This is a genomic window from Akkermansia sp. GGCC_0220, assembly GCF_017566105.1.
GTDB lineage: Bacteria > Verrucomicrobiota > Verrucomicrobiia > Verrucomicrobiales > Akkermansiaceae > Akkermansia > Akkermansia massiliensis.
In genome coordinates this window covers 142,416-166,396 of record NZ_JABFCI010000004.1, presented here as the reverse complement: position 1 = coordinate 166,396, position 23,981 = coordinate 142,416, and the positions used below count along the sequence as shown (strand labels likewise).

21 protein-coding genes are annotated in these 23,981 nt (G+C 59.0%); 15 read left to right on the top strand and 6 right to left on the bottom strand.

Features of this window, described 5'->3' with window-relative positions:
• Window positions 1-10 precede the first annotated feature (10 nt).
• Window positions 11-247 (top strand): hypothetical protein, encoded by a 237-nt coding sequence (locus HJW02_RS04635; protein WP_146018273.1) that lies wholly within the window; start codon window positions 11-13, stop codon window positions 245-247.
• 15 nt (window positions 248-262) lie between these two features.
• On the opposite strand, the gene HJW02_RS04630 is transcribed toward HJW02_RS04635, so the two are convergent.
• Both HJW02_RS04630 and HJW02_RS04625 read right to left on the bottom strand, forming a co-directional pair.
• Window positions 263-715, bottom strand: coding sequence for a GNAT family N-acetyltransferase (locus tag HJW02_RS04630; protein ID WP_180971116.1), 453 nt, complete (start codon window positions 713-715; stop codon window positions 263-265).
• 52 nt (window positions 716-767) lie between these two features.
• Window positions 768-2,429 (bottom strand): hypothetical protein, encoded by a 1,662-nt coding sequence (locus HJW02_RS04625; protein ID WP_102721127.1) that lies wholly within the window; start codon window positions 2,427-2,429, stop codon window positions 768-770.
• Between the two features lie 132 nt (window positions 2,430-2,561).
• Here HJW02_RS04625 and HJW02_RS04620 point away from each other — a divergent pair, with 132 nt between their 5' ends.
• From HJW02_RS04620 to HJW02_RS04605, 4 genes are all read left to right on the top strand, one after another.
• Complete coding sequence (locus tag HJW02_RS04620) at window positions 2,562-4,391, top strand: ATP-binding cassette domain-containing protein (protein WP_022396907.1); 1,830 nt, start codon at window positions 2,562-2,564, stop codon at window positions 4,389-4,391.
• Between the two features lie 53 nt (window positions 4,392-4,444).
• Entirely contained in the window at window positions 4,445-4,876 is a 432-nt protein-coding gene (locus tag HJW02_RS04615; protein ID WP_146018274.1) for a hypothetical protein, read from the top strand.
• A gap of 17 nt (window positions 4,877-4,893) precedes the next feature.
• Entirely contained in the window at window positions 4,894-6,789 is a 1,896-nt protein-coding gene (locus HJW02_RS04610) for a hypothetical protein (protein WP_146019374.1), read from the top strand.
• An 81-nt stretch (window positions 6,790-6,870) separates the two neighbouring features.
• The gene (locus HJW02_RS04605; protein ID WP_022396904.1) at window positions 6,871-7,605 is read left to right on the top strand and encodes a L,D-transpeptidase family protein; all 735 of its coding nucleotides are present in this window, start codon (window positions 6,871-6,873) and stop codon (window positions 7,603-7,605) included.
• Between the two features lie 260 nt (window positions 7,606-7,865).
• On the opposite strand, the gene HJW02_RS04600 is transcribed toward HJW02_RS04605, so the two are convergent.
• A complete protein-coding gene (locus HJW02_RS04600) occupies window positions 7,866-8,531 on the bottom strand; it encodes an RNA-binding protein (RefSeq protein ID WP_022396903.1) in 666 nt (221 codons plus the stop codon).
• 402 nt (window positions 8,532-8,933) lie between these two features.
• On the opposite strand from HJW02_RS04600, the gene HJW02_RS04595 reads away from it, so the two are divergent.
• The 4 genes from HJW02_RS04595 (at window position 8,934) to HJW02_RS04580 (ending at window position 15,190) form a co-directional block, all read left to right on the top strand.
• Window positions 8,934-10,310, top strand: a complete 1,377-nt coding sequence (locus tag HJW02_RS04595; protein WP_102721131.1) for a sugar transferase — start codon at window positions 8,934-8,936, stop codon at window positions 10,308-10,310.
• A 266-nt stretch (window positions 10,311-10,576) separates the two neighbouring features.
• Window positions 10,577-11,719, top strand: a complete 1,143-nt coding sequence (gene galK, locus HJW02_RS04590) for a galactokinase (protein WP_180971117.1) — start codon at window positions 10,577-10,579, stop codon at window positions 11,717-11,719.
• Between the two features lie 12 nt (window positions 11,720-11,731).
• The gene (locus HJW02_RS04585) at window positions 11,732-14,026 is read left to right on the top strand and encodes a sodium/solute symporter (protein WP_240454376.1); all 2,295 of its coding nucleotides are present in this window, start codon (window positions 11,732-11,734) and stop codon (window positions 14,024-14,026) included.
• 477 nt (window positions 14,027-14,503) lie between these two features.
• Window positions 14,504-15,190, top strand: a complete 687-nt coding sequence (locus tag HJW02_RS04580; protein WP_180973005.1) for a PEP-CTERM sorting domain-containing protein — start codon at window positions 14,504-14,506, stop codon at window positions 15,188-15,190.
• 62 nt (window positions 15,191-15,252) lie between these two features.
• On the opposite strand, the gene HJW02_RS04575 is transcribed toward HJW02_RS04580, so the two are convergent.
• Window positions 15,253-17,259 carry a UvrD-helicase domain-containing protein gene (locus HJW02_RS04575; protein WP_022396897.1) on the bottom strand — a complete coding sequence of 669 codons (2,007 nt, stop codon included), beginning with the start codon at window positions 17,257-17,259 and terminating at the stop codon, window positions 15,253-15,255.
• Complete coding sequence (gene fmt / locus HJW02_RS04570; protein WP_240454377.1) at window positions 17,260-18,279, bottom strand: methionyl-tRNA formyltransferase; 1,020 nt, start codon at window positions 18,277-18,279, stop codon at window positions 17,260-17,262.
• A 322-nt stretch (window positions 18,280-18,601) separates the two neighbouring features.
• Here fmt and HJW02_RS04565 point away from each other — a divergent pair, with 322 nt between their 5' ends.
• The 6 genes from HJW02_RS04565 to dtd all read left to right on the top strand — a co-directional run bounded on the left by HJW02_RS04565 (window position 18,602) and on the right by dtd (window position 22,658).
• Complete coding sequence (locus HJW02_RS04565; RefSeq protein WP_102721135.1) at window positions 18,602-19,729, top strand: glycosyltransferase; 1,128 nt, start codon at window positions 18,602-18,604, stop codon at window positions 19,727-19,729.
• Between the two features lie 5 nt (window positions 19,730-19,734).
• Window positions 19,735-20,463: a type III pantothenate kinase gene (locus tag HJW02_RS04560; protein ID WP_102721136.1), complete on the top strand. Its 729-nt coding sequence runs from the start codon at window positions 19,735-19,737 to the stop codon at window positions 20,461-20,463.
• Between the two features lie 133 nt (window positions 20,464-20,596).
• Complete coding sequence (locus HJW02_RS04555) at window positions 20,597-20,839, top strand: acyl carrier protein (protein WP_022396893.1); 243 nt, start codon at window positions 20,597-20,599, stop codon at window positions 20,837-20,839.
• Window positions 20,840-20,933: 94 nt separating this feature from the next.
• Window positions 20,934-21,476 carry a hypothetical protein gene (locus HJW02_RS04550; RefSeq protein ID WP_022396892.1) on the top strand — a complete coding sequence of 181 codons (543 nt, stop codon included), beginning with the start codon at window positions 20,934-20,936 and terminating at the stop codon, window positions 21,474-21,476.
• Window positions 21,433-22,209 carry a LysM domain-containing protein gene (locus HJW02_RS04545; protein WP_022396891.1) on the top strand — a complete coding sequence of 259 codons (777 nt, stop codon included), beginning with the start codon at window positions 21,433-21,435 and terminating at the stop codon, window positions 22,207-22,209. Before HJW02_RS04550 ends, HJW02_RS04545 begins: the two co-directional genes overlap by 44 nt.
• Window positions 22,206-22,658 carry a D-aminoacyl-tRNA deacylase gene (gene dtd, locus HJW02_RS04540; protein ID WP_022396890.1) on the top strand — a complete coding sequence of 151 codons (453 nt, stop codon included), beginning with the start codon at window positions 22,206-22,208 and terminating at the stop codon, window positions 22,656-22,658. The genes HJW02_RS04545 and dtd overlap by 4 nt, the downstream gene beginning before the upstream one ends.
• A 522-nt stretch (window positions 22,659-23,180) precedes the next feature.
• Here the strand turns inward: dtd and HJW02_RS04535 are convergent.
• Window positions 23,181-23,948 carry a succinate dehydrogenase/fumarate reductase iron-sulfur subunit gene (locus HJW02_RS04535; protein WP_102721138.1) on the bottom strand — a complete coding sequence of 256 codons (768 nt, stop codon included), beginning with the start codon at window positions 23,946-23,948 and terminating at the stop codon, window positions 23,181-23,183.
• Window positions 23,949-23,981 lie beyond the last annotated feature (33 nt).

Sequence of the window (23,981 nt, the reverse complement as noted above, 5' to 3'; positions counted from 1 at the left end):
GTGGGAATGGATGGAAAGTGAAATTCTTGAATTCGTGATGGACAGGGTGGCGGATGCCTTCAGCCTATCGCCCCTCTATCCGGAGGAATGGAGCCTGATGCGGTTCATCAATGCTTTTCTATTGGTGTGCGCCGTGGCGTTTCTGCTGGCTGCGGGGGTGCTGGGATGGTCTCCCTTCCTGATTGCGGCGGCTCTTCTGCTGATAGGCTCCATCACCCGGCTGGCGGTGTGGAAGCTAATGGAATGAGGGCTTCCGGCGGCCTCACGCCTTCTTTTCCAGAAACACCGTGGTCATCCCTCCGGCCTCTTTCCGGTACAGTTCCGTGTAGCCCAGTTTGAGGTACAGATACAGGGTTTCAGGAGTATCTGCCGAAGTGAACAGAAGGTAGGCGGCGGCCTGTCCGCGGAAGTGTTCTTCCAGGGCAAGCATGAGTTGCTGGCCGATTCCCCTGTTCCGGCGGGCCGGATCCACAACCAGCTTGCCGACATGGCACACGTTTTTGCCGTCCAGACAGCCCCTGACGGAGCCGACGATGCGGCTGTTTTCCGTATACTTGAAGAAGACGCTGTTCCGCGCCTCTTCCCGCAAATGTTCCAGGGTTTGTTCCAGAGGCGGGATGCTGGCGAGTCCAAGCCGCTCCGCCACTTCTCCGAAGGCGAGTAATTGAAGCTTCAGGATTGCCGGAAAATCTTCCCGGGACGCTTGCCGGATCATGCCTCCATCATGGTTCCGTAGCAGGACGGAAGCCATGAAAAAAAGCGGAATGTCATTTTTCCGGAGGGTCCGGGACGATGCCTCCCAGCCCGATGCGCATGTTCAGGGGGTGGCGTATGACGGTTGGGCGGCCGATGTATTTTACACAGCAGCTTAAAGTAGCGGGAGAGTGCGGAAAGGAATAGGTGATGAGCTGCGCGGTTTCATCCTCCGGGTCCTTGTTGGACATGATCTGCATGCCCCCTTCCACATGGAAGCCGCTGAAATGCGGATTTCCATGATGACCCTTCAACTTGAAGGTGGCCCGGAATTCCTTTGCTGAGGGCTTGATGCTGAGGAGGGTGGCCTGAACCTGGAAGGGAGGATAGTCTCCGGATGCCCCCGGAACGTCGATCGCCCATTGTTTGCCCGGTTCTGCGGGAATCGTCCGGGCCGGAGTTGTCCGGACCTCTCCGGCCGGCACGCGGAGCTCCCCGGTCAGCAGCCATCCCTTGTCGCCGGGAGGCAGTGAACGGGGAAGAGGGAAAAAGAGCATATTGTAGGTGGAAGTGCCCCATGTGGGGGGATGAACCCGGCAGTGAACGGCTGTTTTTCCGCCGGGGGTGGAAAGGTTGATGTAACTGGCGCCCTGCTGTTCCATATCATTAAGCAGGGCGTGGTTTTTATCCGTATGAATGTAAATGCCGAGGAAGACGGGTTCATGGCCTTCTTTATGGAAAACCCAATTGTATAATTTTACCTGAAGAGCCGGTGACGGTTGTGCGGAGAGGCCGGATTCATGGTTGTTCACCGCTTCCCGGGGAGTGGAAGGCGGAGAGAGGGAAGGGTTCACGGCCAGGTCAATGGGAACATCCAGTGAATGTTTGCGGGGAAGGTAAACGACGCCGAGATTCAATTCACGGGGAAGGGAAGGGGATGGTTTTCCCGCTCCTTCTTCCATTTCATGCAGGCAGGAAATGCTGGTTTTACCATCTTTATGTTCTGTGATTTCCGGCGTATGGGCGCGCCGCAGGCCCGGTATGGGGAGTCCGGAGGAATCCAGAATGGCAAAGCCTTGAATGGAAGCGGAAGAGGGGAATTCCGCCTCGCAGGAGAGGGCGGTCCGCTCTTCGTTGGTTTTCAGCTGAATGGAAGCAGTGTTGCTGGCGGAATTGGCCCGGGCGATGTCGCTGTCCTCCCGGACGTCCGGTTCCGGAAGGTCCAGATAAAAAGTCTGGGGTTCTTCCGCCGGTTTGACCGTTTGCTTCAGCATCAGCCGCTGCGGTTCCGGGCAGAACTGGACGGTCCAGGTCCCGCGGATGCGCAGCCATTCCGATTGAGGGGCCGGAAGCTCCCTGAATCCGCAGGAGAATTGCAGGGTTTTGTAGGGTGAACCGGGAGAGGATGATGAGTTGGACCCGGTGACATGGGAAGGATTGAGCTTGCCGGGCGTTCCCCATGGCTGATAGGGATTGCAGGGTATTTCTTTTCCGGTGGAATCCTGCATGACCAGGCGCGTGAGCTGCCCTTCCCCGGAAGAAGGAATGACGAAGGTTCCTTTGCCTTGCAGCATGATGGAGATTCCGAGATGGACATGGCCGGGTTCGTCCATATAGGAAATGCGCCAATCATCCAGGACGGCGGTAAAACGGGGTTGGTCCGCGGATGGAGGCCGGGCGGCGGCCGCCAGGGGGGCCAGCAAGGCGGCTAAAGCAAGAATGCGGGGGAAAACCATTTGATTTTAATTGGGGAAATGCCTTAAAGGGAAAGTTTTTGAATAACATATTCTTCGTTTACGGCAAGATAAAACACTGATGCCCGATTTTCCTTGATGATGCGGAAGTTGATACGCTAGAGTAAAAGAACCATGTTGCAGGCGGACGGCATTACATATGAAATAGAAACACCGGATGGTCCTTTGAAATTATTGGACAATGTTAGTTTTAATGTGCCTCGCGGGCATTTTATGGCTGTTGTTGGCCCTTCCGGTTGTGGAAAGACCACCTTGTTAAAGGCGATTGCGGGCATGATTGCGGAAACGGACGGACGTTTTTTCTGGAACGGCCATGATTTGGCGGAAGAGGACTTCGAGCCGTCGGAAATCGGGTTCGTTCCCCAGTTCAGCATTGCCTATGACCAGTTGAGCGTGGATGAGAACGTGGAGAGCGCCGCCAGGCTCCGCTGCCGGTTCGATTCCGTGGACGATTTGGACGACAGCATTGACAATGCCCTGGAGGTAACGGGGATGGAGGGGATTGCGGACCGGGATGTGAAGATTCTTTCCGGCGGCCAGAAGCGCCGCCTGGCGCTGGCCATGGAGCTGGTGTCCAATCCGCGCCTGCTGATTTGCGATGAGGTAACGTCCGGCCTGGACCCGCGGTCCGAGCACGATATTGTGGACCTCCTGCATGAAATCTCCCGTTCGGAAGGCCGCATCGTCATTTCCGTCACGCACAGCCTTTCCCACCTGGACATGTATGATTCCATCCTGGTCATGCACCAGGGCTGCGTGGCCTATCACGGTTCTCCGAAGACGATGCTGCATTACTTCGGCGTTTCCTCGCTGGAAGAGATTTATCCGAAGCTTCAGGACCGTGAAGGCCCCTCCTGGTGCCGTTCGTGGGGCAAGCACCGGGATTCCTATTATTCCCGCCTGGAACAGGAAAGGGAGAAGAAGATTCTTTCCGGAGAATTGCCGGACCCTGATGCCGTCCGCAGCAACGTGGAGGCGGAGAAGGCTCCCGAGGAACCCGGAACGGAAAAGGGGGACGCCGTGCGGAGCGATTCCGGGGAAACTGCGCCTGCGGAAGGGAACGGGAATTCCCCGGAGGCCGCGGCGGAAGCCATTCCGGAGGTTCCGGGATTCTTCACGCAGTTCTTCTGCCTGCTGGGTCGGCGCTGGCGCATCTTTTTCCGCGACCGTTCCCAGTTGGTTCTTCAACTGGTGATGGTGCTGCTGTTCCCGGTGCTGGTAGCCATGTTCACGGACAAGGGGACCGGGCAGATCGTGGGCCTTTCCGCCACGCAGGACGTCCAGACCATCCAGAAGGACATGGAAGCCCAGCAGTTGAACATGAAGACGGGTTCCGCCGTCTCCGGCATCATCATGTTCGAGGTGATTCTGCTGGGCCTGATGGGTTCCAACAACGCCGCCCGGGAGGTGGCCGGAGAACGGGCCATCATGGAAAAGGAGAAATACGCGGGAATGAGGCCCTCCGCGTACCTGGGGAGCAAGCTGGCCTACTTGAGCGTTCTGGTGCTGGTGCAGTCCGTCTGGATGTTCGCCTTTGTGGACTTCTTCTGGGACCGCGGCGGGGGCCTGACGCACCTGCTGTTCCTGATTCTGGCGGATGCCGCCATGACCTTTGTATGCCTGGGCATTTCCTCCCTGGCCCGGAGTGCGGACCAGGCCTCCCTCCTGAGCATTTACCTGGTGGGCTTCCAGCTTCCCCTTTCCGGAGCGGTGCTGGCCCTTCCGGAACAGGTGGAGGGCTTCATACGGCCCTTCATTTCCGCATACTGGGCGTGGTCCGGCAGCATCTCCGCCCTGAAATCTGACGTGTACAACGCCGTCAAGAATGTGCTGGATACGGACCTGACGCCCGCGCTGACCTGTTACATTGTTCTGGGCGTGCATGTTGCATGCGGCATTGCGGCTTCCTACGCGGGAATCCGCCGCTCGCGCTGGGAGCTGTAATTTAATGCGTGCACTTGCACGGAGTTCGTTATATACTTTTTCCATCAAAAGTTATGGCGAGACGACGTGCAGCAAAAAAGAAGAGTTCCTCATCATCCACGCCGATGCTGATGGCCGGCGCGGCTGTTCTTGTGCTGGCCGTCATCGTGGGGTTTGTCGTGTTCCGTGCCAGGGAGAAGCCGCAGGCGGGGTCGGATATTCCGCTGGATATCCTGGCGGCGAACGCCTCCCAGCTTTCCAATAACAACTATGCGCTGGACGGAACGGTGATCGACCGTTTTCCGCGCGGCGAGTCCGAGCTGATTTCCTTTTTGTACAGGGACGCTTCCGGTCGTGAGTACATTATTCCCGTCTGTGTTTCTGCGGAAGCCAGGAACGGACTGAACATCAACCGGGACCAACAATACAGAATAGAGTTCCGGGTGGAAGACGTCAATCCGAAGGTGCGCGGCGTATGCGTAGCCACATCCATTCAGCCTAAATGAACAACCTTCCCCGCCCCATGAAAAGCTGCTTTCTCCTGACCCTGGCCTGCGCGGTTCCCGCATTGGGGCAGATGATGTACAATCCCCCCGCTTCCGGCGGCGGTGCGCCTGCCGCGCCCCCTTCCTCCCCGCCTGCCGCGCAGCCGAATGCCTACCAGCCTTCCCGGCAGGGAGATGCCAAGTCCCTGTACGGCAATGAAATTCCTTTCCTGAATCCCCAGGACGGCACCGTGACCATCAACGGAACAACGCTGAACATGGGCAGTTTCCGGGAAATTGAGGCGCGCTTCAATAAGTACCTGAGCCAGCCGGAGGAAAGCACGGAGGATGCGAAGGAATACCAGAAGATTTTTGAAAAGCTTCATGAGACGCTTTCCATGCGCAAGGAAAAGCTGATGGCGGACAACGTGGTGCGGCAGGTGGTGGATCTGCTGACCGCCGCCTCCAGCAATCCGCTGGACGGTGGCGTTTCCGATGCCCTCTGCCAGGCTATCTACACCGCATGGCAGGCCAAGAGCAATGGAAAGAACAAAGGGAAGATGCTTGAAGCGATGGAGAGGGAAATACGCAGCAATGCCCAGAAAATGAGCCTCATGGAGAGCGGCGTGACCACCAGCTCCGGCTCTCCCTCCAACCAGAAGGGCGGGAAAAAGGGCACTTCTGCCAATAATCCGGCCAAGAACAACCCACGCTACAAGTACCTGGAAAAGCGCATGGTGGAAATGGAGGCCCGCAAGCTGAAGCTGGAGAGTGAACAGGTGCTGACGGTGACGGAAGCGAAGATCGTTTTCCAGTCCACGCTGGTTCAGTTATTCGCTCAGCGGCGCTTTGACCATGTTTCCATAGGCTGCGGCATTTACAGCCGCCTGTTCAATGACGGGGATACCAAGCTGCGGCTGGACAAGAATTCGGACGCCGCCAAGATGTTCAGCGGCACGCTCGGCACCCCGCCCACCGTCGCCATTCTGGACAACCTTTCCCGGGAGCTGGCCCGTGATTCCGACCGCCACATGAAGGCCGTGAACAACCTGGTTGATTCCCATCATTACGTGGATGCCCTGGAACGGTTGAATGAGGCGCTGCTGATCGGGGAGTTCATGCCCGCCGTGAACACGTTCCCGTATGAAAAGAAGCAGAAGCTGTACGCCTTCAAGCGGGACGTGGAAAAGCTGTTTGAGCTGATGAACGGCAAGGATTACGAGGAAGCCCTCACCCTGGTGGAAAACCTCAAGAAGACCTCCCGGGATTTCAGCACGGGCCGTGCGGAATCCGCCATCAGCGCCGCCGTGTTCGCCAGTGACGCCTATATTGCCCAGGGCCAGGAAGCCCTCGCCAGAGGTGACCGGGCCAAGCTGGAGGAATGCCTGAAGAGCGCCATTGAAATCTGGCCCAAGAACCCCCGCCTTCTTCCGCTGCGGAACGCCATGATGGCCGCCGGTCAGCAGTCCCACGCGCTGGAGGACTTCAAGCGCTTTCACAAGAATAAGAATTACCGCCGCATCTTTGACAACCAGCATGAATTCGCCGTTCTGGTGAAGGATGATCCGGAACTCCAGAAGCAGTTTGTGGAGGACCTTGGCAAGATGGCCGTTATTGAACGGGCTCTGGGCGCGGCGCGCCAGCGCGAAGCCATGCAGGACGTGTACGGCGCCTGGGAGGAACTCCAGCAGCTCCGTTCCAAGGACCAGGAGCTGTTCATCAATGACCAGGAATTGAACGCCCAGTATCTGGACCTGACGACGAAGGCGAGTACCCTGGTGAACCTGCTGAATGATGCGGAAAAGTGCAGGAACGCGGGAGAAGTGGGTTCCGCCCTGGGCAAGTACATGGAGGCCAAAAAGCTGTACCTGTATTCCCGCTTTGCCAAGGAAGGCATCGAATCCCTGTTGAACGAGGTTCTTCCGCTGAACTAGGGAAGTTTTCCGTTCAGCGGTGCGGCTGCGGAGACGGAGTATTTGCTTTTTTTCCGGAGCGGCGCCGTTATGCTACGGACCATGAAGGCAGTATACCTGTGTTTGTGCATGCTGGCGGCGTTCTGTTTTTCGGCCGCGGCTCTTCCCGCGGATTGCAGCCAGGTGATTGTGGGTTCCGCGGACGGCTGGAACAGCTCCCATGTGCAATTGAGCCTTCTGGAGAAGGGGCCGCGCGGCTGGGTGATGGTGAAAGGTCCGTTTCCGGCGCGTCTGGGAAAGTCCGGTCTGGTGTGGGGCAGGGGCGTCAGCATGCCTCCCTCCGGCGGTCCGGTGAAGAAGGAGGGGGACTTGCGCTCTCCCGCCGGCATCTTTGAGCTGGGGGGCGTGTATGGCACCGTTCCCGTTCCGCAGAAGAAGCGTTCCATGCCGTACCGCCGCATCACGCCGCGGGACATGTGGGTGGATGATCCCGCTTCTCCGCTGTACAACCAGCACTTCGTGCTGAAGCATGACCCCGTCACGCCGTGGGAGTTCAAGCAGCAGATGAAGCTGAACGATTACGCCCACAGCCTGAAACTGTTCATCCGGCATAATGCCGCATCCGGACGGGAAAAACCCGTGCCGGGAGCCGGTTCCTCCATCTTTTTCCATATCTGGCGCAGGGATGGGGGAGCTCCCACGGCGGGGTGCACCGCCATGAGCGAGGAAAATTTGAGAGCCATGATCGCATGGCTGGACCCCTCCCGGCATCCCCTTTACATCCTGTTGCCCGCCAAGGAATACCTGCGCCTGCGCGGAGCCTGGGGATTGCCGTGACGGTCATGGTCCTCTTCTCATTCCGTCGCCGGGAAGGGGGGGACACGGGGCTTCAAGTTTTTCCAGTCCGTGGCGGCATAGGCGCAAGCGTATGGGCTGCATGGTTTTGCACGTTTTTGACCGGGGCGAGGCCGAAGGTTTTCCGGAAAGAGAAGGCGGAGGGCGAAAGAGGATTTTGTGAAAGAGGGATAAAACGCGTCGTCCTGTAAACGCAAGAAGCCGGCCTTTTTCCAAAGGCCGGCTTCTGCATGATAAAACGGTTATTGTTCCTGGGCCTGGGGAGCGGAAGCTTCCGGCTGGAGCAGGGGAGTGGAGGTTTCCTTCACTTCCTCCATGGAAACCTGTTCTTCCTGGGGCTCGCGGGTTTCGCGGGGCTGCCGGGACTGTTCCTGGCGTTCATTGGCGCCGCTGACCAGCAGGTTCCTGCCCATGAAGGGCTGGTTGTGGAGGATGTCCACGGAACGGACGGCATCTTCCATCTTCTTCATTTCCACAAAGGCATAGCCCTTGGACTTGTGGGTGCGGGGGTTGTAAATGATTTCCACGGAGCTGACTTCCCCGATGCCCTTGAATACGTCTTCAAGGTCGCTTTCCGTCGCTTCATAGGAAAGGTTGCCCACGTAAAGCCTGCGGTTGGAGACGGGCTGCTTGGGAGCGGAAACGCGCTCCTGCCTGTTGCGGGCCACGCGGGTATTGGTTTTGGCGGCGGCTTTATCCCTGGCGGCGGGTTTGTTGTTCTTGGCCGGGCGGATGCCGAAGAGGCCCAGGAAACGCTGCCACAAGGAGAGTTTGGCAGGTGCTTCTTTTTTATACTTGGGACGGTAGCCGCTGGAATCCCGGCGGTCATTGCCATAGGAGCGTCCGCCCTTGTTATAGCGGCGACGGGCTCCCTGGCCCTGTCTTCCCTGTGTGTTGTGCTGTGACATACTTATATTCTAAGTTGATGATTATGTTGGTGTCATGCCGGATTTATCGCTGTACGCAGTAAGTTCCATCCGGAAAATCGCCGGGACGTTCCGCTACCATGAGAAAAGCCAGGAGTAAGGATGCCCCGTGCCCCGATCAACGGTCCATGCGTGGTCTGATAGGGGGGCGATCAGGCTAGGTGCGGTACCAGTCCGGTCGATTGACGCGTATACCAATGCACAGGGAGCCGGATTCTTGCAAGCCGGTATACCGTCATTTTGGGCTTTCCGCCCGTCCGGAGACAGGAAGACCGTCCGGAAGGGCGCATTATTCCGGGCGGAAAGCGGCAGGGTGAGCATGCAACTTGACAAAAAGACCGGGACAGCGCACTTTAAGTGCCGACTAACTTACACTCTCTCTCGATGCTGATTCAAAATGCAGACCGTACTACCTACGGGATCAATAAAATTGTCGTTTCCATCCTCGCATTCGTCATCTTCTTCGTTGTCGGGTTCGTTTCGTGGCAATGGATGGGGGTGGCTCCGGAACCGTGGCGGCTGCGCACGCTGGTGCTGACGCCGCTGACGATGTCCCTGCTGCTGTATGTCTGCTGTGACCAGCTGGGCGTTTACTACCGGTGCATGACGCTGGGCGGAAGCATCCGGCGGTTTGTCATGGCGTACGCCTGTTTTGTGGTGTTGAGCGTAGTGACGTGGAAGTACTTTGTTCCCTTTTCCGCGAACATTATTGTCCAGACCCTGGCCTATCTGCTCACGTTCCTGGGCGCCCTCTGGCTGCGCATCAGCCGGTTCCGGGCGGAAAAGAGGCTGGTGGAGGAGGCCCCCACGCTGGTGGTGGGCATTCCGGACCATGTGAAGGAGTTCCGCAAGATGCTGGAAAGCGACCATGTGGACTTCAAGGATGAACTGCTGGTGATGGCTCCGGAAGAGGTGGACCGTGCGGAAGTCAGGAATTTGCTGATCAAGGGCTGCATCAGCAAGGTGGTGTTTCTTCCGGAGGAGGTGGACTCCGCCGTGGCGCGGTGCCTGGTGGAGCTGTGCGGCAAGATGGGAGTGGATTTTTACGCGAGCATGGTAGTGAGCATGCCCGACGTGCATAAAACCTATTTTGGCGTGCTGGGAGGAACCAGAATGCTGGTGTACAAGTCCACCCCCATTCCCTACACCACCTCCTGGCAGTTGAAAAAGATACTGGACTGGGTGGGCGCGCTCCTGCTTCTGGTGGGCACGTTCCCCCTGTGGGTGCTGGCGGCCGTAGGCATCAAGCTGTCTGACCGCGGTCCCGTCTTCTACCGCCAGAAGCGTTCCGGCCTGTATGGCCGGGAATTCGGCATGTGGAAATTCCGCACCATGTACCGGGATGCGGACAAGAGGCTGGATGAAGTGAAGGCCAGTTACGGCAACGACATGAACGGCCCCATCTTCAAGCTGGAGCATGACCCTCGCATCTTCCCCTTCGGCCGCTTCCTGCGCAAATTCAGCATAGACGAACTTCCCCAGCTCATCAACGTGCTGAAAGGGGAAATGAGCCTGGTGGGGCCGCGGCCGCTCCCCGTTTATGAGACGGAGGCCTTTACCAGTGACGCCCACCGCCGCAGGCTGAGCGTTTTGCCCGGGGTGACGGGGTACTGGCAGATAGCCGGGCGCAGCAACATCCGGGAATTTGAAAAACTGGTGGAGCTGGACATGGAGTACATTGACAACTGGTCCCTGTGGCTGGATGTCAAACTGCTCCTGAAAACTGTCCCGGCGGTGCTGTTCGCCCGCGGGGCAAAGTGACGCTCCGCCTTTCCCCGCATCCCTGAAATGCAGGCCGGAGGCCGTCGTTTGCAACGGGATTTGGAGGGGGCTGGCGCCTCGTGGCCGGCCGGTGCAGGCCCGTTTTTGAAAGGAATGCGGGCGGCTGGCAACGGGTGCTTGGAATATTTGGTTGAAAATGAAGAAAATTGTTGCGGGGCGGAGACTTTAACCTTGAGGTGCGGAAAGGGATGGGGCAGAATCAGCCCACTATGGATTTAGTTCAGCGAGAAATCTCTAAAGAAACGGTGACTCCGTATTTCATCGAGTATTTCGGTCAGGAGCCGACTCACGTGGCTGCGGCGCCGGGGCGTGTGAACCTCATCGGTGAGCACACGGATTATAATAATGGCTTTGTGATGCCCATGGCGCTTGATAACCACTGTGTTGTGGCTGTGGCTCCCTCCCCCGTGGGCAAGCACCGCTTCTGCGGCTCCCTGGGCGACCAGATCCATGAAATTGCGGTGGAGGACGCCCTGGTTCCCGGCGATCCGTTCTGGTCCAACTACGTCCGCGGCGTCCTGGCCAACCTGCACAGGCGCGGCATAGAAATCGGGCCGGTGGACATGCTGATTGACAGCAACGTGCCCCGCGGCGGCGGCCTTTCCTCCAGCGCCGCTCTTGAAGTTTCCGTCTGCACGGCGCTTGCCGCCTTCGCCGGGGTTGAAATTGATCCCAAGGAAGTGGCCTTGATCGGCCAGGCCGTGGAACATGAATTCGTGAACGTTCCCTGCGGCATCATGGACCAGTTTATTTCCGCCAACGGAAAGAAGGGCATGGCCCTCAAGCTGGACTGCGCCACGCTGGAATATGAACTGGTGCCGATGAACAACGAGTCCGTCTCCGTGCTGGTGCTGGACAGCGCCGTGAAGCACTCCCTGGCGGACGGAGCCTACGGCCAGCGCCGCAAGCAGTGCGAGGAAGCCTCCGCCATCATGGGCGTGCCCTCCCTGCGGGAAGCCACGCTGGAGCTGCTGGAATCCTTCAAGGAACAGCTTGGCGACGTGCGCTACCGCCGCGCCCGCCACGTCATTGGTGAAAACGCCCGCGTAAACGCCTTTGCGAACGCCCTTGCCCGCGGCGACTGGGATGAAGCCGGCGTAGCCATGCGCGGCAGCCACGCCTCCCTGCGTGACGATTATGAAGTTTCCTGCGCGGAAGTGGATACCCTGGTTTCCCTCTGCGACCGCATTCCTTCCGCATCCTCCATTTACGGCGCGCGCATGACGGGCGGCGGCTTCGGCGGGTGCATCGTGGCCCTGGTGAAGACGGAAGACGTGGACAAGGTGGCCCGCGAGCTTCTGGACGGCTACTGCCAGGAAACGGGCATTGAAACCACTTACCTTGTGACCTGTGCCGGAGAAGGCGCCCGTGTCCTGTACCAAGCTTAATCCATACTGATTATGAGAACACTAGCAACCATATTCGGGGCTCTGGCCCTGATGACGTGGGGCGTTTCCGCCCAGGAGGGCTCCGTGCCCGCACCGGCGGCTGATGCGCAGCCCGCCCTGGCCGCTCCGGCCGTGACCCCCGCTGCGGAAGCACAGCCGGCTGCGGAACTTCAGCCGGCGGCCCCCGCCGCCGTCGCCTCCCAGGCAGCTCCGGAAGCCTCCGCTGAACCCAAGACAGCCCCCCTTTCCATAACGGAAGTCATCCTGTTCTGTGTGGTTGTGGTGGGCGTAATCGCCCTGGGCATCTGGAAAAGCCGTGATCCTGAGGAAACGGAGGAAGAAAAGAAGACCAAAGGCGCTTCAGACTACTTCCTGGCCGGCCGCGGCCTGACCTGGTGGCTGGTGGGTTTCTCCCTGATCGCCGCCAACATTTCCACGGAACAGTTTGTGGGGATGTCCGGCAAGGCCGCCAACTGGGTTGGCATGGCGATCGCGGGGTATGAATGGCTGGCCGCCATCACGCTGGTAGTCGTGGCCTTCTGCTTCCTTCCCAAGCTGCTGAAGGGCGGTGTATACACCATTCCCGAATTCCTGGAATACCGCTATAATACGCTGGCGCGTTCCCTGATGGCCATTGCTACGCTGCTGATTCTGGTGGGCGTGCCGACTGCGGGCGTGATTTACGCCGGCGCCAAGGTTATCTCCGTGTTCTTTACGGGGTACACTGCCATGGGCATTGACTTCGGCAACATCACCGTGGGCTGCATCATCATTGCCTTCTGTGCTACGGTATACGTGTTCGTGGGCGGTTTGAAAGCCTGCGCCTGGACGGACCTGTTCTGGGGCGCTGCCCTGATTGTAGGCGGCGGCGTGGTGGCATATTTTGCCCTGATGGCGCTGAGCGGTGCGGACCCGAACCATCTGGTGCAGTCCGCCGCCGCCAATTCCGGCGCAACGGTCGCTTCCCTGGGAAATCCCTCGGACAGCCTCTGGCACGGGGTGACGCGCTTCTTTGAACTCAACTCCGGCGATGCGGCCAGCGGCGTGAATACCGTGGGCGGCAAGCTCCACATGATCCGCCCTGCTGACGATGCGGAAATCCCGTGGACGGCCCTTTGCCTGGGTCTCTGGATTCCCAACTTCTTCTACTGGGGCCTCAACCAGTACATCATGCAGCGCACGCTGGCCTCCAAGTCCCTGGCGGAAGGCCAGATGGGCATCGTGTTCGCCGCGTTCCTCAAGCTCATCATTCCGTTTGTGGTGGTGGTTCCCGGCATTCTGGCCTACAACCTGTACCGCAATGACCTGAAGGAACAGGCAGAAGTGAAGTATGCGGCGGAAATCCGCAAGGCGGAAAATCCCGAGGCCGTCAAGGGCCGTCCCGTCATCTACAAGCTTACGGACAGCTTCCTTGTGGAAAACGTGGAAGAAGGCTGCGCCCACGCCCTGCATAACGCGGAGGTGATGAAGGTTGGCGGCGAGGTCATGGCCGAATTGAAACAGGCCTGCGCCGATCTGAAGGCGGATGCCGCCAATGACCAGACTACTCTGGCGGAACGCGCTCCGTTCGTGGAAAAGATCGCCTCGCTTAACAGCAAGATCATCAAGCCGGCCGTAGACAACTCGGACAACTATTATTTGACGGATACCCTGGTGGGCTTTGACTATGACTCCGCCTTCGGCACGCTGATCAGGAAGCTGCTGCCCGGCACGGGCTGGACGTGGTTTGTGCTTGCCGCACTCTTCGGCGCGGTGGTGTCTTCCCTGGCGTCCATGCTGAACTCCGCCTCCACCATCTTTACGATGGACATTTACAACAAGCTGCGCAGGAACGCGAAGCCCACGGAGCTTGTTACTGTTGGCAAGATCGGCCTGCTGGTGTGCGCCGTGATTGCGCTGTGCATTGCGCCGTTCTTGGACAGCCCGGCTTTCGGAGGAATCTTCAACTTCATCCAGGAATTCCAGGGCTTCCTGAGTCCTGGCGCCCTGTGTGTGTTCCTCTTCGGCTTCTTCGTGCCCAAGTGCCCGCGCATCTTCGGCTGGCTGGGTATTGTCATCAATGCCCTCCTGTACGGAGCCTTGAAGATATGGCAGCCGGAAATGGCCTTCCTGAACCGCATGGCCGTGTGCTTTATTACGGTGGTGATCATCGGCTTCATCTTCACGGCAGTGAACGTCGCCCGCGGCGGACAGTCCATCGTGCTGCCTGATAGAGGCGTGGTGGCCCTCCAGTCCTCTTCACGCGCCAAGATATTCGGCTGGTTCGTGATTGCCGCGACGGTTGCCCTGTACATCATCTTCTGGTAACGGGCAGGGGCGTTAAGCCTGTGTTTTTCAATCCCTCCGGTCCGGACCGGGGGGATTTTTTGTGCCCGGAAAGGAGGATGAACCTGCCCTGAAGCCCTTGGAGCGGAAAAGGATGTCAAAACGGATGACAAATGCTTTCTTGTTGTATCTAAACGAATTGCGCGTTGAATTGAAAAAATGGGACTTTTTTTTCATCTATCGTGTGAACCTGGGAGGCGGGTTCGAGTCAAATCCCTTGTTGATCGTCAATCAAAGGAAAGACGTCAACAGGATATAAGCAAACGGAAAAACTCCATCTCTGTTGATGATATGAAAATGCGTTTATGTATAATGTCGCTCCTTGCTCTCCTGTGCTCCGCACCGGGATGGGGGAAAACGACAATGGTTTCGTTCGGCGAAAGTTCGAACACCTATTCCGCTCCGTGGAATTTGGCAAGCGGTACAATGACAAGTGGCAACCGCACGACCGGCAATTCCATGAAAGCTACGGACGGTACGGCGTCCGCGATTCAGGTTACGTATAACATCTCCGGCGGTCTGCTCGGAGGAGTGCAGGCTACCAACAGCAACATGTACGGTACGCACACGATCGGGACCGGCGGCCTGAACATGTGGAAGCAGGCTTACGGCTATGACCTGGATGCCGCCAAGACCACCCGCGGGTGGAATGAGACCCTGGTTCTTGGGGTGGGAGGCCTCGTCGCCCCCGGTGACGTTAGCGTCACCGGATTTCAGGCCAATAGTTCCTATACGATGTCTTCCGTGTTCACCATAAGCGGCTTGGCAAATGTGGCCACGTGGGGAACGAACAGCCCCGTGAACCTGACCGGTACTGGTATCAACGTCAAGAATATCTATCTGGCCGGCTCCAACGGGCAGGTAGTGGATCTGCTTCACATCAGCGGCGGTAGCCTGGCTACCCTGCTTTCCAGCGGTACGTTCATGCTGACCTGGCAGTTTGAAACCAATTCTTCTTTCAATCCCAGCTCTTCGGTCACGATGGACTTCTCCGACAGCCTGCTTTCCCTGGCCGGCGACTACGGAATGTCCGCCCTGGCAGTCAGGGACGGAATGCCGAGCCTGGCTGTTCCGGAACCGGCCACGGCTTCCCTCAGCCTTTTTGGACTGGCGGCCCTGCTGATGCGCCGCCGCCGTTCCCGCTAAACCTGTCCCGGTAAAAAATAACTCATGGTTTAAAGGCAGCCGGTGAAACACCCGGCTGCCTTTTATTCATCTTCCAGAAGCATGCTGCGGAGGGAGTCGAAAAAGTTTCCGGACTCCTCTTCCGTCGCTTCCGCATTCATGAGATCCTCCCATTTGGAATAATCCATCAGGTGGGGAGGAATTTCACTCAGGAAGGAGGAACGCTGGCAGGGCATGCGGTCCCCGTAGCGCAGGCGCGTGGCGCAATAGGTCAGCATGAGCTTTTCCTGGGCGCGCGTGATGCCCACGTAAAGCAGGCGGCGTTCTTCGTCACAGTTGCCGTCTTCCAGGGAACGCTTGTGGGGCAGGATGCCTTCTTCCAGCCCCACGAGGTACACCACCGGGAATTCCAGCCCCTTGGCGGCGTGCATGGTAATCAGGCACACGCCGGGCTTGTTCTCCACGTCGTCGTCATTGTCCTCCTTGTCCAGAGTGACCTGGGCCAGATAATCCCGGAGGGTTTTTCCGGGCTGCCAGAAGTTGCGGAGGGAGGCTTTCACGTCCCCGATGGATACCAGCCGCTTCTGGATTTCTGCCTCCGTCTTGCACAGGCGCGTGACGTACTCGCTGAATCCGGTTTCTTCAATGAGCTGTTCCAGGGCGTCTCCAAAATCGGTCTCCTTATCCTGGAAAAGGTCGATGTATCTGGCAATCAGGTCGTTGAACTCCAGCACGCTGTTGCGGGCGCGGGTGGAGAGTGTGGCCAGGAATTCGTCGTCCTGCAGGGCGGCCCATACGCTGTTGCCGTGTTCCCGGCTCCAGTCGATGGCCAGGTGGCTGGTCAGCTCGCTGATGCCGCGCGGGGGCGTATTGAGGATGCGCAGCAGGTATTCGTCAGCCTGCGGGTTTTCAATGGTCGCCAGGTAGGAAATGAGGTCCTTCACCTCCTTGCGGTCAAAGAAGCTCTGCGCCCCCACCATGCGGTAGGGAATCTTGTGCTCCCGGAGCGTCTGTTCAATAATGCGGCTCTGGGTGTTGGCCCGGAACAGGATGGCGAAATCCTCCCAGGGGCGCTCCTCCTGCCTGCGGACGTTTTCAATGTCCGTGATGATGAACTCCGCTTCCTCCGCGTCTCCGGGCATGGAAATCAGCCTCACTGCTTCTCCGCCGCCCTTGTGGGCGCGCAGCGTCTTGTCCCTCCGGCCCAGGTTGTGGCGGATCAGGGCGTTGGCCGCGTCCAGGATGGGGGCGGTGCAGCGGTAATTCTCCTCCAGCTTGATGACGGCGGGGTTTGGGAAAAAGCGTTCGAACTCCAGGATGTTGCTGATCTGGGCGCCGCGCCAGCCGTAGATGGACTGGTCGTCGTCGCCCACCACGCAGACGTTGTGCGCGGGCCCCACCAAATGTCCCAGCAGGCTCATCTGGAGGCTGTTGGTATCCTGGAACTCATCCACGGTGATATAGCGGAAGCGCTGCTGCCACGCCTCCCTGACGTCCCGGTGCTCCTTCAGCAGCTTGTCCGCCAGAATCAGCAGGTCGTCAAAATCCACGGAATTCTGCGCCTGAAGCTCCCGCTGGTAGGAGGCGGCGATGTTGGCCGTCAGGTTGTCTTCAATGGAATCCAGGCCCAGGCCGCTATTCTTCATCCGGCTCATGGCGGACAGCACGTCCTTGGGGGTGATTTTTTCCGTGATGCCGCCGTGGCGTACGATCAGGCGCCGGATCAGTCCGCTCTGCTCGGAACCGCTGTAAATGGTGAAATTGGTCTTGTACCCCAGCCGGCCTATGTCCTCCCGCAGGATGCGCACGCAGAGGGAGTGGAAGGTGCTCACCATGATCTGGCGGGCCGCCTTCCGTTCCACCATCTGGCCTACGCGCTCCCTCATTTCCAGGGCGGCCTTGTTCGTGAACGTCACGGCCAGGATGCTTTTGGGGCTGATGCCGCGGTCCACCATGTGGGCGATGCGGCAGGTGACGGTGCGCGTCTTGCCCGTTCCGGCCCCGGCCAGGATCAGCACGGGCCCCTGCAGGGTCTGTACGGCCTTCCTCTGGGCCGCGTTCAGGCTCTCCATGGAAAAGGACTTGGCCATTTACACGTCAAAATGGATGTCTTTCAAATTCGGGTGGCCGGCGATGAGCTGGGAGATGTTCATGCGCGTACTTCCTTCAAGCTGGACGTTCGTCACCAGCAGGCCGCCGCTTCCGCAGGCGATCAGCAGCCCCTGTTCTCCGGCGGAAAGCACCTGGCCCGGTTTCCCTTCCGCCTCCGGAACGATGGAGAAGCCGGGGAAGATTTTCATGTTGCGGATACGCTTCTTGCGGTTCCAGTAATTGGTGAAGGTGCCGGGCCACGGGTCATACGCCCGGATCATGCGTCCGATTTCCTCTGCGGGGCGCGTCCAGTCAATCTTTCCGTCCGCACGCAGGAGCTTGGGAGCGTACGTCGCCAGGAATTCCTTCTGGGGGACGCGTGTGGCGGTTCCCTTTTCAATGGCGTGGATGGCTGGGAGCAATACGTCCGGCGTCATCTGGGCCAGCTTGTCGTGCAGGGAGCCGCCGGTTTCCGTGCCTTCCAGCGGGGTGCTGATCTGGGCGATGATGTCCCCGGCGTCCAGTTTTTTGACGATATGCATGATGGTGATTCCCGTCTCGGAATCGCCGGACTTGATGGCGGACTGGATGCAGGCCGCTCCGCGGTGGCGCGGCAGCAGGGAGGCATGGGCGTTGATGCAGCCCATGGGCGCCATGTCAATCACTTCCTGGCTCAGGATCTGCCCGTACGCCATGACCGCGATCAGGTCCGGATTCAGCCTTTTAAGGTTGATCAGCGCATCCGGAGTCCGCAGGGAGTGCGGCTGGAGCACGGGAATGCCCGCTTCTCTGGCAATGTTCTTGATAGCGGGAGCCGTAAGCACCTGGTGCCTGCCGACGGGGCGGTCAGGCTGCGTGACCAGGCCTACCAGGTCCGAGTTACGGACCAGGCTGCGGAAGGCGGGAATGGCAATGTCGCCTGTGCCCATGAAGACGATGCGCATGGCTGAAAGCTTGCCCTGACGGCCTGCGCAGGTCAATGTTAAATCCGGATTCGGGAGGGGAATAATGGTGTGCAAATGCTGTTTTGCGGTCCTTTTCCGTCCGCGGGCCGCAGGGGCCTTTCGGCCCTTGCAGACAAAACCTCTTCGATTCATTCCGGATTGGATCCAATGATGAAGGCCGGGAGGCCTTCATTCCCGGCAGGGCGTTTTCACGCAGTCCGCGGGAAGGTGTTTTTCCGTGTTTCCCGCTGGCTGCCCCGCCGGGAACAAGGCTCTTCCGGCCCCTGCCGTCAAGGCAGGCGCTGCGCCGGATCTGCCGGAAGAAGCTCTGCGGGCGTGCCCGTCTTCCTGCAAGAAGTTCTTTCCGATTGACTGGAATACTGGTATATCCTGTCCCATGGAGAAGAGAAGGCTGCCGCGAATTCTGATCGTGACTGCGGGATACGGGGAAGGGCACAATTCCGCCGCCAGGGGTGTGCGGGATGCCCTCGCAGGGCGCGCGGAAGTCCGCGTGACGGACCTGTGCGCGGAGGCGATGCCCCGGATGTTCCGCCTGACGCGCGCCGCCTACCTGTGGATTATTTCCCGCCTGCCCCGCCTCTGGAAGCTGATGTACGAGGTGAGCGACAAGCGCAACCTGGCGGAAAAACCCGTCAAGGGGCTCGCTCCCGTGGAGCGTTTTCTGGAACGGCTGCTGCGGGATTGGAAGCCGGACGCCGTGGTCTGCACGTACATGGTGTATCCCTACATGCTGGATTCCCTGGCGTCCCGCACGGGGAACGCGGTGCCGTACTTGACCGTTGTGACGGATTCCTTCGTCATCAACAAGTCCTGGCTATGTTCGGAGTCCCCCCTGTGGGCCGTGACGGACCCCTGGACGCGGGAAATCATGGTGGAGAAGGGGCTTCCTCCGGACAGGGTGCGCGTCACGGGATTCCCCGTCAATCCCGGCCTGGGGGCGCTGGCGCGGGAGCGCCCCGTTTCCTGGAAGGCGGGCGAGCCGTTCCGGGTGCTTTATTTTGCCCAGCGTTCCGCACGGCATGCGCGCGCGGAGCTGCAGGCCATGCTGGAGGCGGACCCCTCCATATGCGTCACCTGCATCCTGGGGCGCCGGTTCAGGCGCATTTACCCCCATATCCGGGATTTGCGCGCCAGATACGGGCATAGGCTGGCCGTGCGCGGCTGGACGCGCCGCGTGCCCTCCTATCTCGCCGCCAGCCATGTGGTGGTTGGGAAAGCGGGAGGGGCTACCGTGCACGAGGTGCTGGCGTCTGCACGGCCCATGCTGGTAAACTTTCTTCTTCCGGGCCAGGAGGAGGGCAACGCCCGCCTGCTGGAAAAACTGGGCGGCGGCCGCCATGTGCCGGACGCCCGCGCCCTGGCTTCCGCCTTGCGGGAGATGGTGGAGGAAGGCGGTGCGCCGTGGAGGCGCATGCATGAAAATTTGGTGAAGGCGGAGAAGACCGGGGGAAGCGGCAAAATAGCGGATTTGGTCTTGAAACTGGCGGAGGAACGTACTAACTGATTTCCGTGACTTATCTGCTGATCGACAATTCCAATACGCGCACCAAGTTCGTGCTTTCTGCGCCGGACGCCCTGCTGCCGGAACGGTACATGATTCCCACCCGGGAGGTGAGCGAGGAACGGCTGGATGAAGTGCTGGCCGGCGTCCATTACGATGCCGCCGTGGTGTGCTCCGTAGTGCCGCGCGTGGGGGAGGTGCTGAAAAACTGGATAGGCAAGCCGTGCCATTTCCTTTCCTGCGATTCCCGGCTGGGCGTGGGCATCGACTACCCCCACCCGCGCCAGATAGGAGCCGACAGGCTGGCGAACGCCGTGGGTGCCGCGGCCTATTACGGCTGCCCGTGCGTCGTGGTGGACTTCGGCACTGCGGTGACCTTTGACGTGATCGGCCCCCAATGCACCTATCTGGGCGGCGTCATTGCTCCAGGGCTTGCCAGCATGGGGGATTACCTGGAGCGCAATACCGCCCTTCTTCCCGCCATCGACCCGCAGGAGCCCGCCCATGCCATCGGAACCAGTACGGTGGAGGCCATGCAGTCCGGCGCCGTGTACGGCTACCGGGGGCTGGTGAAGGAAATCCTGGCCCGGCTGGAGGAGGAGCTGGGCACGCGCCCGGCCGTGGTGGCTACGGGCGGGGACGCCGCGCTGATCGCCAGGGGCGTGGAGCGCATCGACCATGTGGACCCGGATATTACGCTGAACGGTTTGCGGATAGCTGCCGTGCTTAATCTTTGAAGAACGGGCAACGGCCTGGCCGGGAGCTTGTTACTTCCGGCGAGGGGGCCGGATGACACGTAAAAACTCATAAATAGGTGTTGCAAATTGCGTATACCCCATGTAGTATCCATGAACCTTAACAATAAATATCATGTCTGACAACAGCATCGAAGAAAAAGTAAGAAGTATCATCGTTGAGCAACTTGGCGTTGAATCCGATAAAGTGACTGCTGATGCGAAATTCATCGAGGATCTCGGTGCTGATTCGCTGGATACCGTTGAACTCGTGATGGCTTTCGAAGAAAACTTTGACATCGAAGTACCCGACGAAGAAGCTGAAAAGCTTCAGTCCGTTGCCGATGTCGTTGCTTACATCGAAAAGGTTCAGGGTTAAGTTGAACTGCTAAAAATCCTTTATTACAAAAGCGGCTTCCCTGTCCAAGGCAAGGAAGCCGCTTTTTCATGGAAAGCTCCCGGCTTCTTCTTCCATGAGTGATCTGCCCTCCTTCTCCCGTGACGATATCCGCTATGCGGCGGAAATGACCCGGGTGGTTTATGAACCGGACCGCCGCATTGATACCTTTGGCGATACCAGGTTCAATTTCCTTCTCCTCAGCGAGCTGATGGATGAAGCGGGCGTGGTGCGCGTGCGCAGCGGCTGGGTGGAGGCGGAAAAGCCGAAGATCATACGCCCTTCCGTTTACAATGAAGTCAGTACGGAGGGCTTTTCCGGAGAGGCCAAGCGCTTCTTTGACTGGCTTTCCAAGAACGGACCGGGCTTTTTGACGCTGCTGGAATACGGCTTCAGGTTCAAGAGGTCGGAAGTGAATGAGGAAATTCTGCATGAACCCCTTGATGCCGTGCGCGGCCGTCTGCTGGACCAGGTGCGCAACGGAGAGGATACGTTCATGGCCCTCATTGAAGGGGTGGATGACGCATGGGAGGTCTCCCTCTTGAAATTCACCGTGGAAATGATACAAAAATCCCATGAGATCAATATCTTTGACTTCAAGCGCAAGGGTCTTCTTTAGCCTTCTGGCGGCGGCCTGCTGCGCCCAGGGAGTTTTTGCGGACGGGGAGAACTATTCCCTCTGGCCGCGCCGTCCGGAAGCCCTGGCGGAAGCCCGGCGCCTGATGGACCGGGGGAGCCTGCCGCAGGCTCTGGAGCTGTTGCAGCCCCTGGTGGAGCAGGGCGGCGTGGTGGGGAGGGAAGCGAAGGATCTCATCGGCAGCCTGCGCATCCGGCAATTGCTGGACCCCAACGGGCCGGATGTGAAGAAATACACCGTACGGAGAGGGGATTCCTGGATACGCATGGTCAGGAAGCTGGACTGCTCCCAGGCCATGGTGATGCACCTCAACGGCCTGATGGACATTCCCGTTCTGCATGCGGGGGATGTGCTCAAGTACCGTCCCCTGGATTTTCATGTAGTGGTGAACGTGCCGGAGAAGGAAGTCTGCCTGTACGACGGGACGAATTTTGTGAAGGGCTATCCCATTCTCTCCATGAAGGACGGAGGAAAAAAGAATTTGGAGACGTCCGTCAAGGACGAGCAGGCCCCTGTTTCCATTTACAGCAAGCAGTTTCCCTCTGCGGACAAGACGCTGGTGCTGGCGGCGGGGGGCTATGTCATTGACGTTTCCCGCGGAGCTCCCCGTTCACCGGGCTTTTATTTGAGCCGGCAGGACTGCAATGAGCTGGCCATGCTGACCCGTGCGGGCACGAAGGTGACCATTCTGAGGGAGAAGGGAGCGGCGCAGTGAGGCTGGTCATTCAGCGCGTCACGGAGGCTGCCGTGCACATCGGCGGCGTCTGTGCGGGAAGCACGGGTCCGGGACTGATGATTCTGGCGGGCATTGAAGAGGCGGATACGGAAGAGGATGTGCGCTGGCTTGCCAAAAAGGCGGCGGACATGCGTATTTTTTCCGATGCGGAGGGGAAGATGAATCTTTCCGTGAAGGAAATGGGGGGGAGTGTTCTGGTGGTGAGCCAGTTTACGTTGCACGCCTCCACCAGGAAGGGCAACAGGCCCTCCTTCATCCGCGCCGCAAGGCCGGAGCAGGCCGTTCCCCTGTATGAACTGTTCAAGAGGGAACTGGCGTCCTTGCTGGAAGGCAGGGTGGAAAGCGGCGAATTCGGCGCGGATATGCAGGTTTCCCTGGTCAACGACGGTCCGGTGACCATTTTCATGGATTCCCGTAACAGGGAGTGACGGGAGAGTGGAGAGTGGAGAGTGGAGAGTGGAGCGGCCTTGCGGAATGGGGACTGCCTCCATCCGGAAGTGACAGGGCCAATAAAGGGAAGCCGTACCGCTTTTGCGTTTGGCGCGTATAAGGCGCGCTGTGACCAGCCATGAATACTTGAAAAGGGTTGAAATTGGTTGAGGAAGCTTGAAAATACAGGCTTCCGCTCCGGAATGGAAGGGCCACGGGGCAATTGAAGAAATAAATGCCTGAAAGGGGCCGTCTTGAATAATTGAAAGGGGCATTTGTCCCATTGGGGACACTTCACCCTTTTCTTTCCCCTTCCTGATCTTTTCAACCATTTAAGGGCCTATTCTTCCGTCCATTTATGGTTGGTTGCAGCGCCGTCTTGCGGAAAGCGGGAATGCTTCACTTGCCCCGGTTTCTGTCTGTTGCGCAGGTTTGCGGCGTTTCCCGGAGCAATAAAAAACTCCCGGCGGGCACGAGCGCCGCCGGGAGTTCTGATTAACGTTTTGAAAAGGGGGCCCGCCTTAGTAGGCGAGGCCTTCCTTGGTGTTGGCCACGATGAAGTCGCGGTTGAGGCGGGCAATGTTGTCCACGCTGATGCCCTTCGGGCAGGCGGCTTCACATTCATACTGGTTCGTGCAGTTGCCGAAGCCTTCCGCTTCCATCTGCTTCATCATGGCCAGGACGCGCTTGGTGCGTTCCGGCTGGCCCTGCGGGAGCAGATTGAGGTGGGCGATCTTGGCGGACGTGAACAGCATGGCAGAGGCATTTTTGCAGGAGGCCACGCAGGCACCGCAGCCGATGCAGGCGGCGGCATCAAAGGCGGCTTCCGCCTTCACTTTTTCCACGGCGATGTTGTTGGCGTTCGGCGCGGAGCCGGTGCGCACGTCGATGTAGCCGCCGGAGGCGATGATGCGGTCCAGGGCGGAGCGGTCCACCATCAGGTCCCGCAGGATCGGGAAGGCTTTCGCGCGGAAGGGTTCGATCCAGACGGTATCGCCGTCCTTGAACTTGCGCATGTGAAGCTGGCAGGTGGTTACCTGGCGTTCCGGGCCGTGGGGAATGCCGTTGATGGTCAGGGAGCACATGCCGCAGATGCCTTCCCGGCAGTCGTGGTCAAAGTGGATGGGTTCCTTGCCTTCCTTGACCAGGCCTTCATTGACGATGTCCAGCATTTCCAGGAAGGAGGCGTCCACCGGAATGTCCTTGGCGGCATAGGTCTCAATGCGGCCCTTGGCTTCACGGTTTTCCTGGCGCCAGACCTTGAGAGTGAGATTGAGTGTTTTAGCCATGTTATAATCTTTCTTTTAAGTGTTAATGTATTG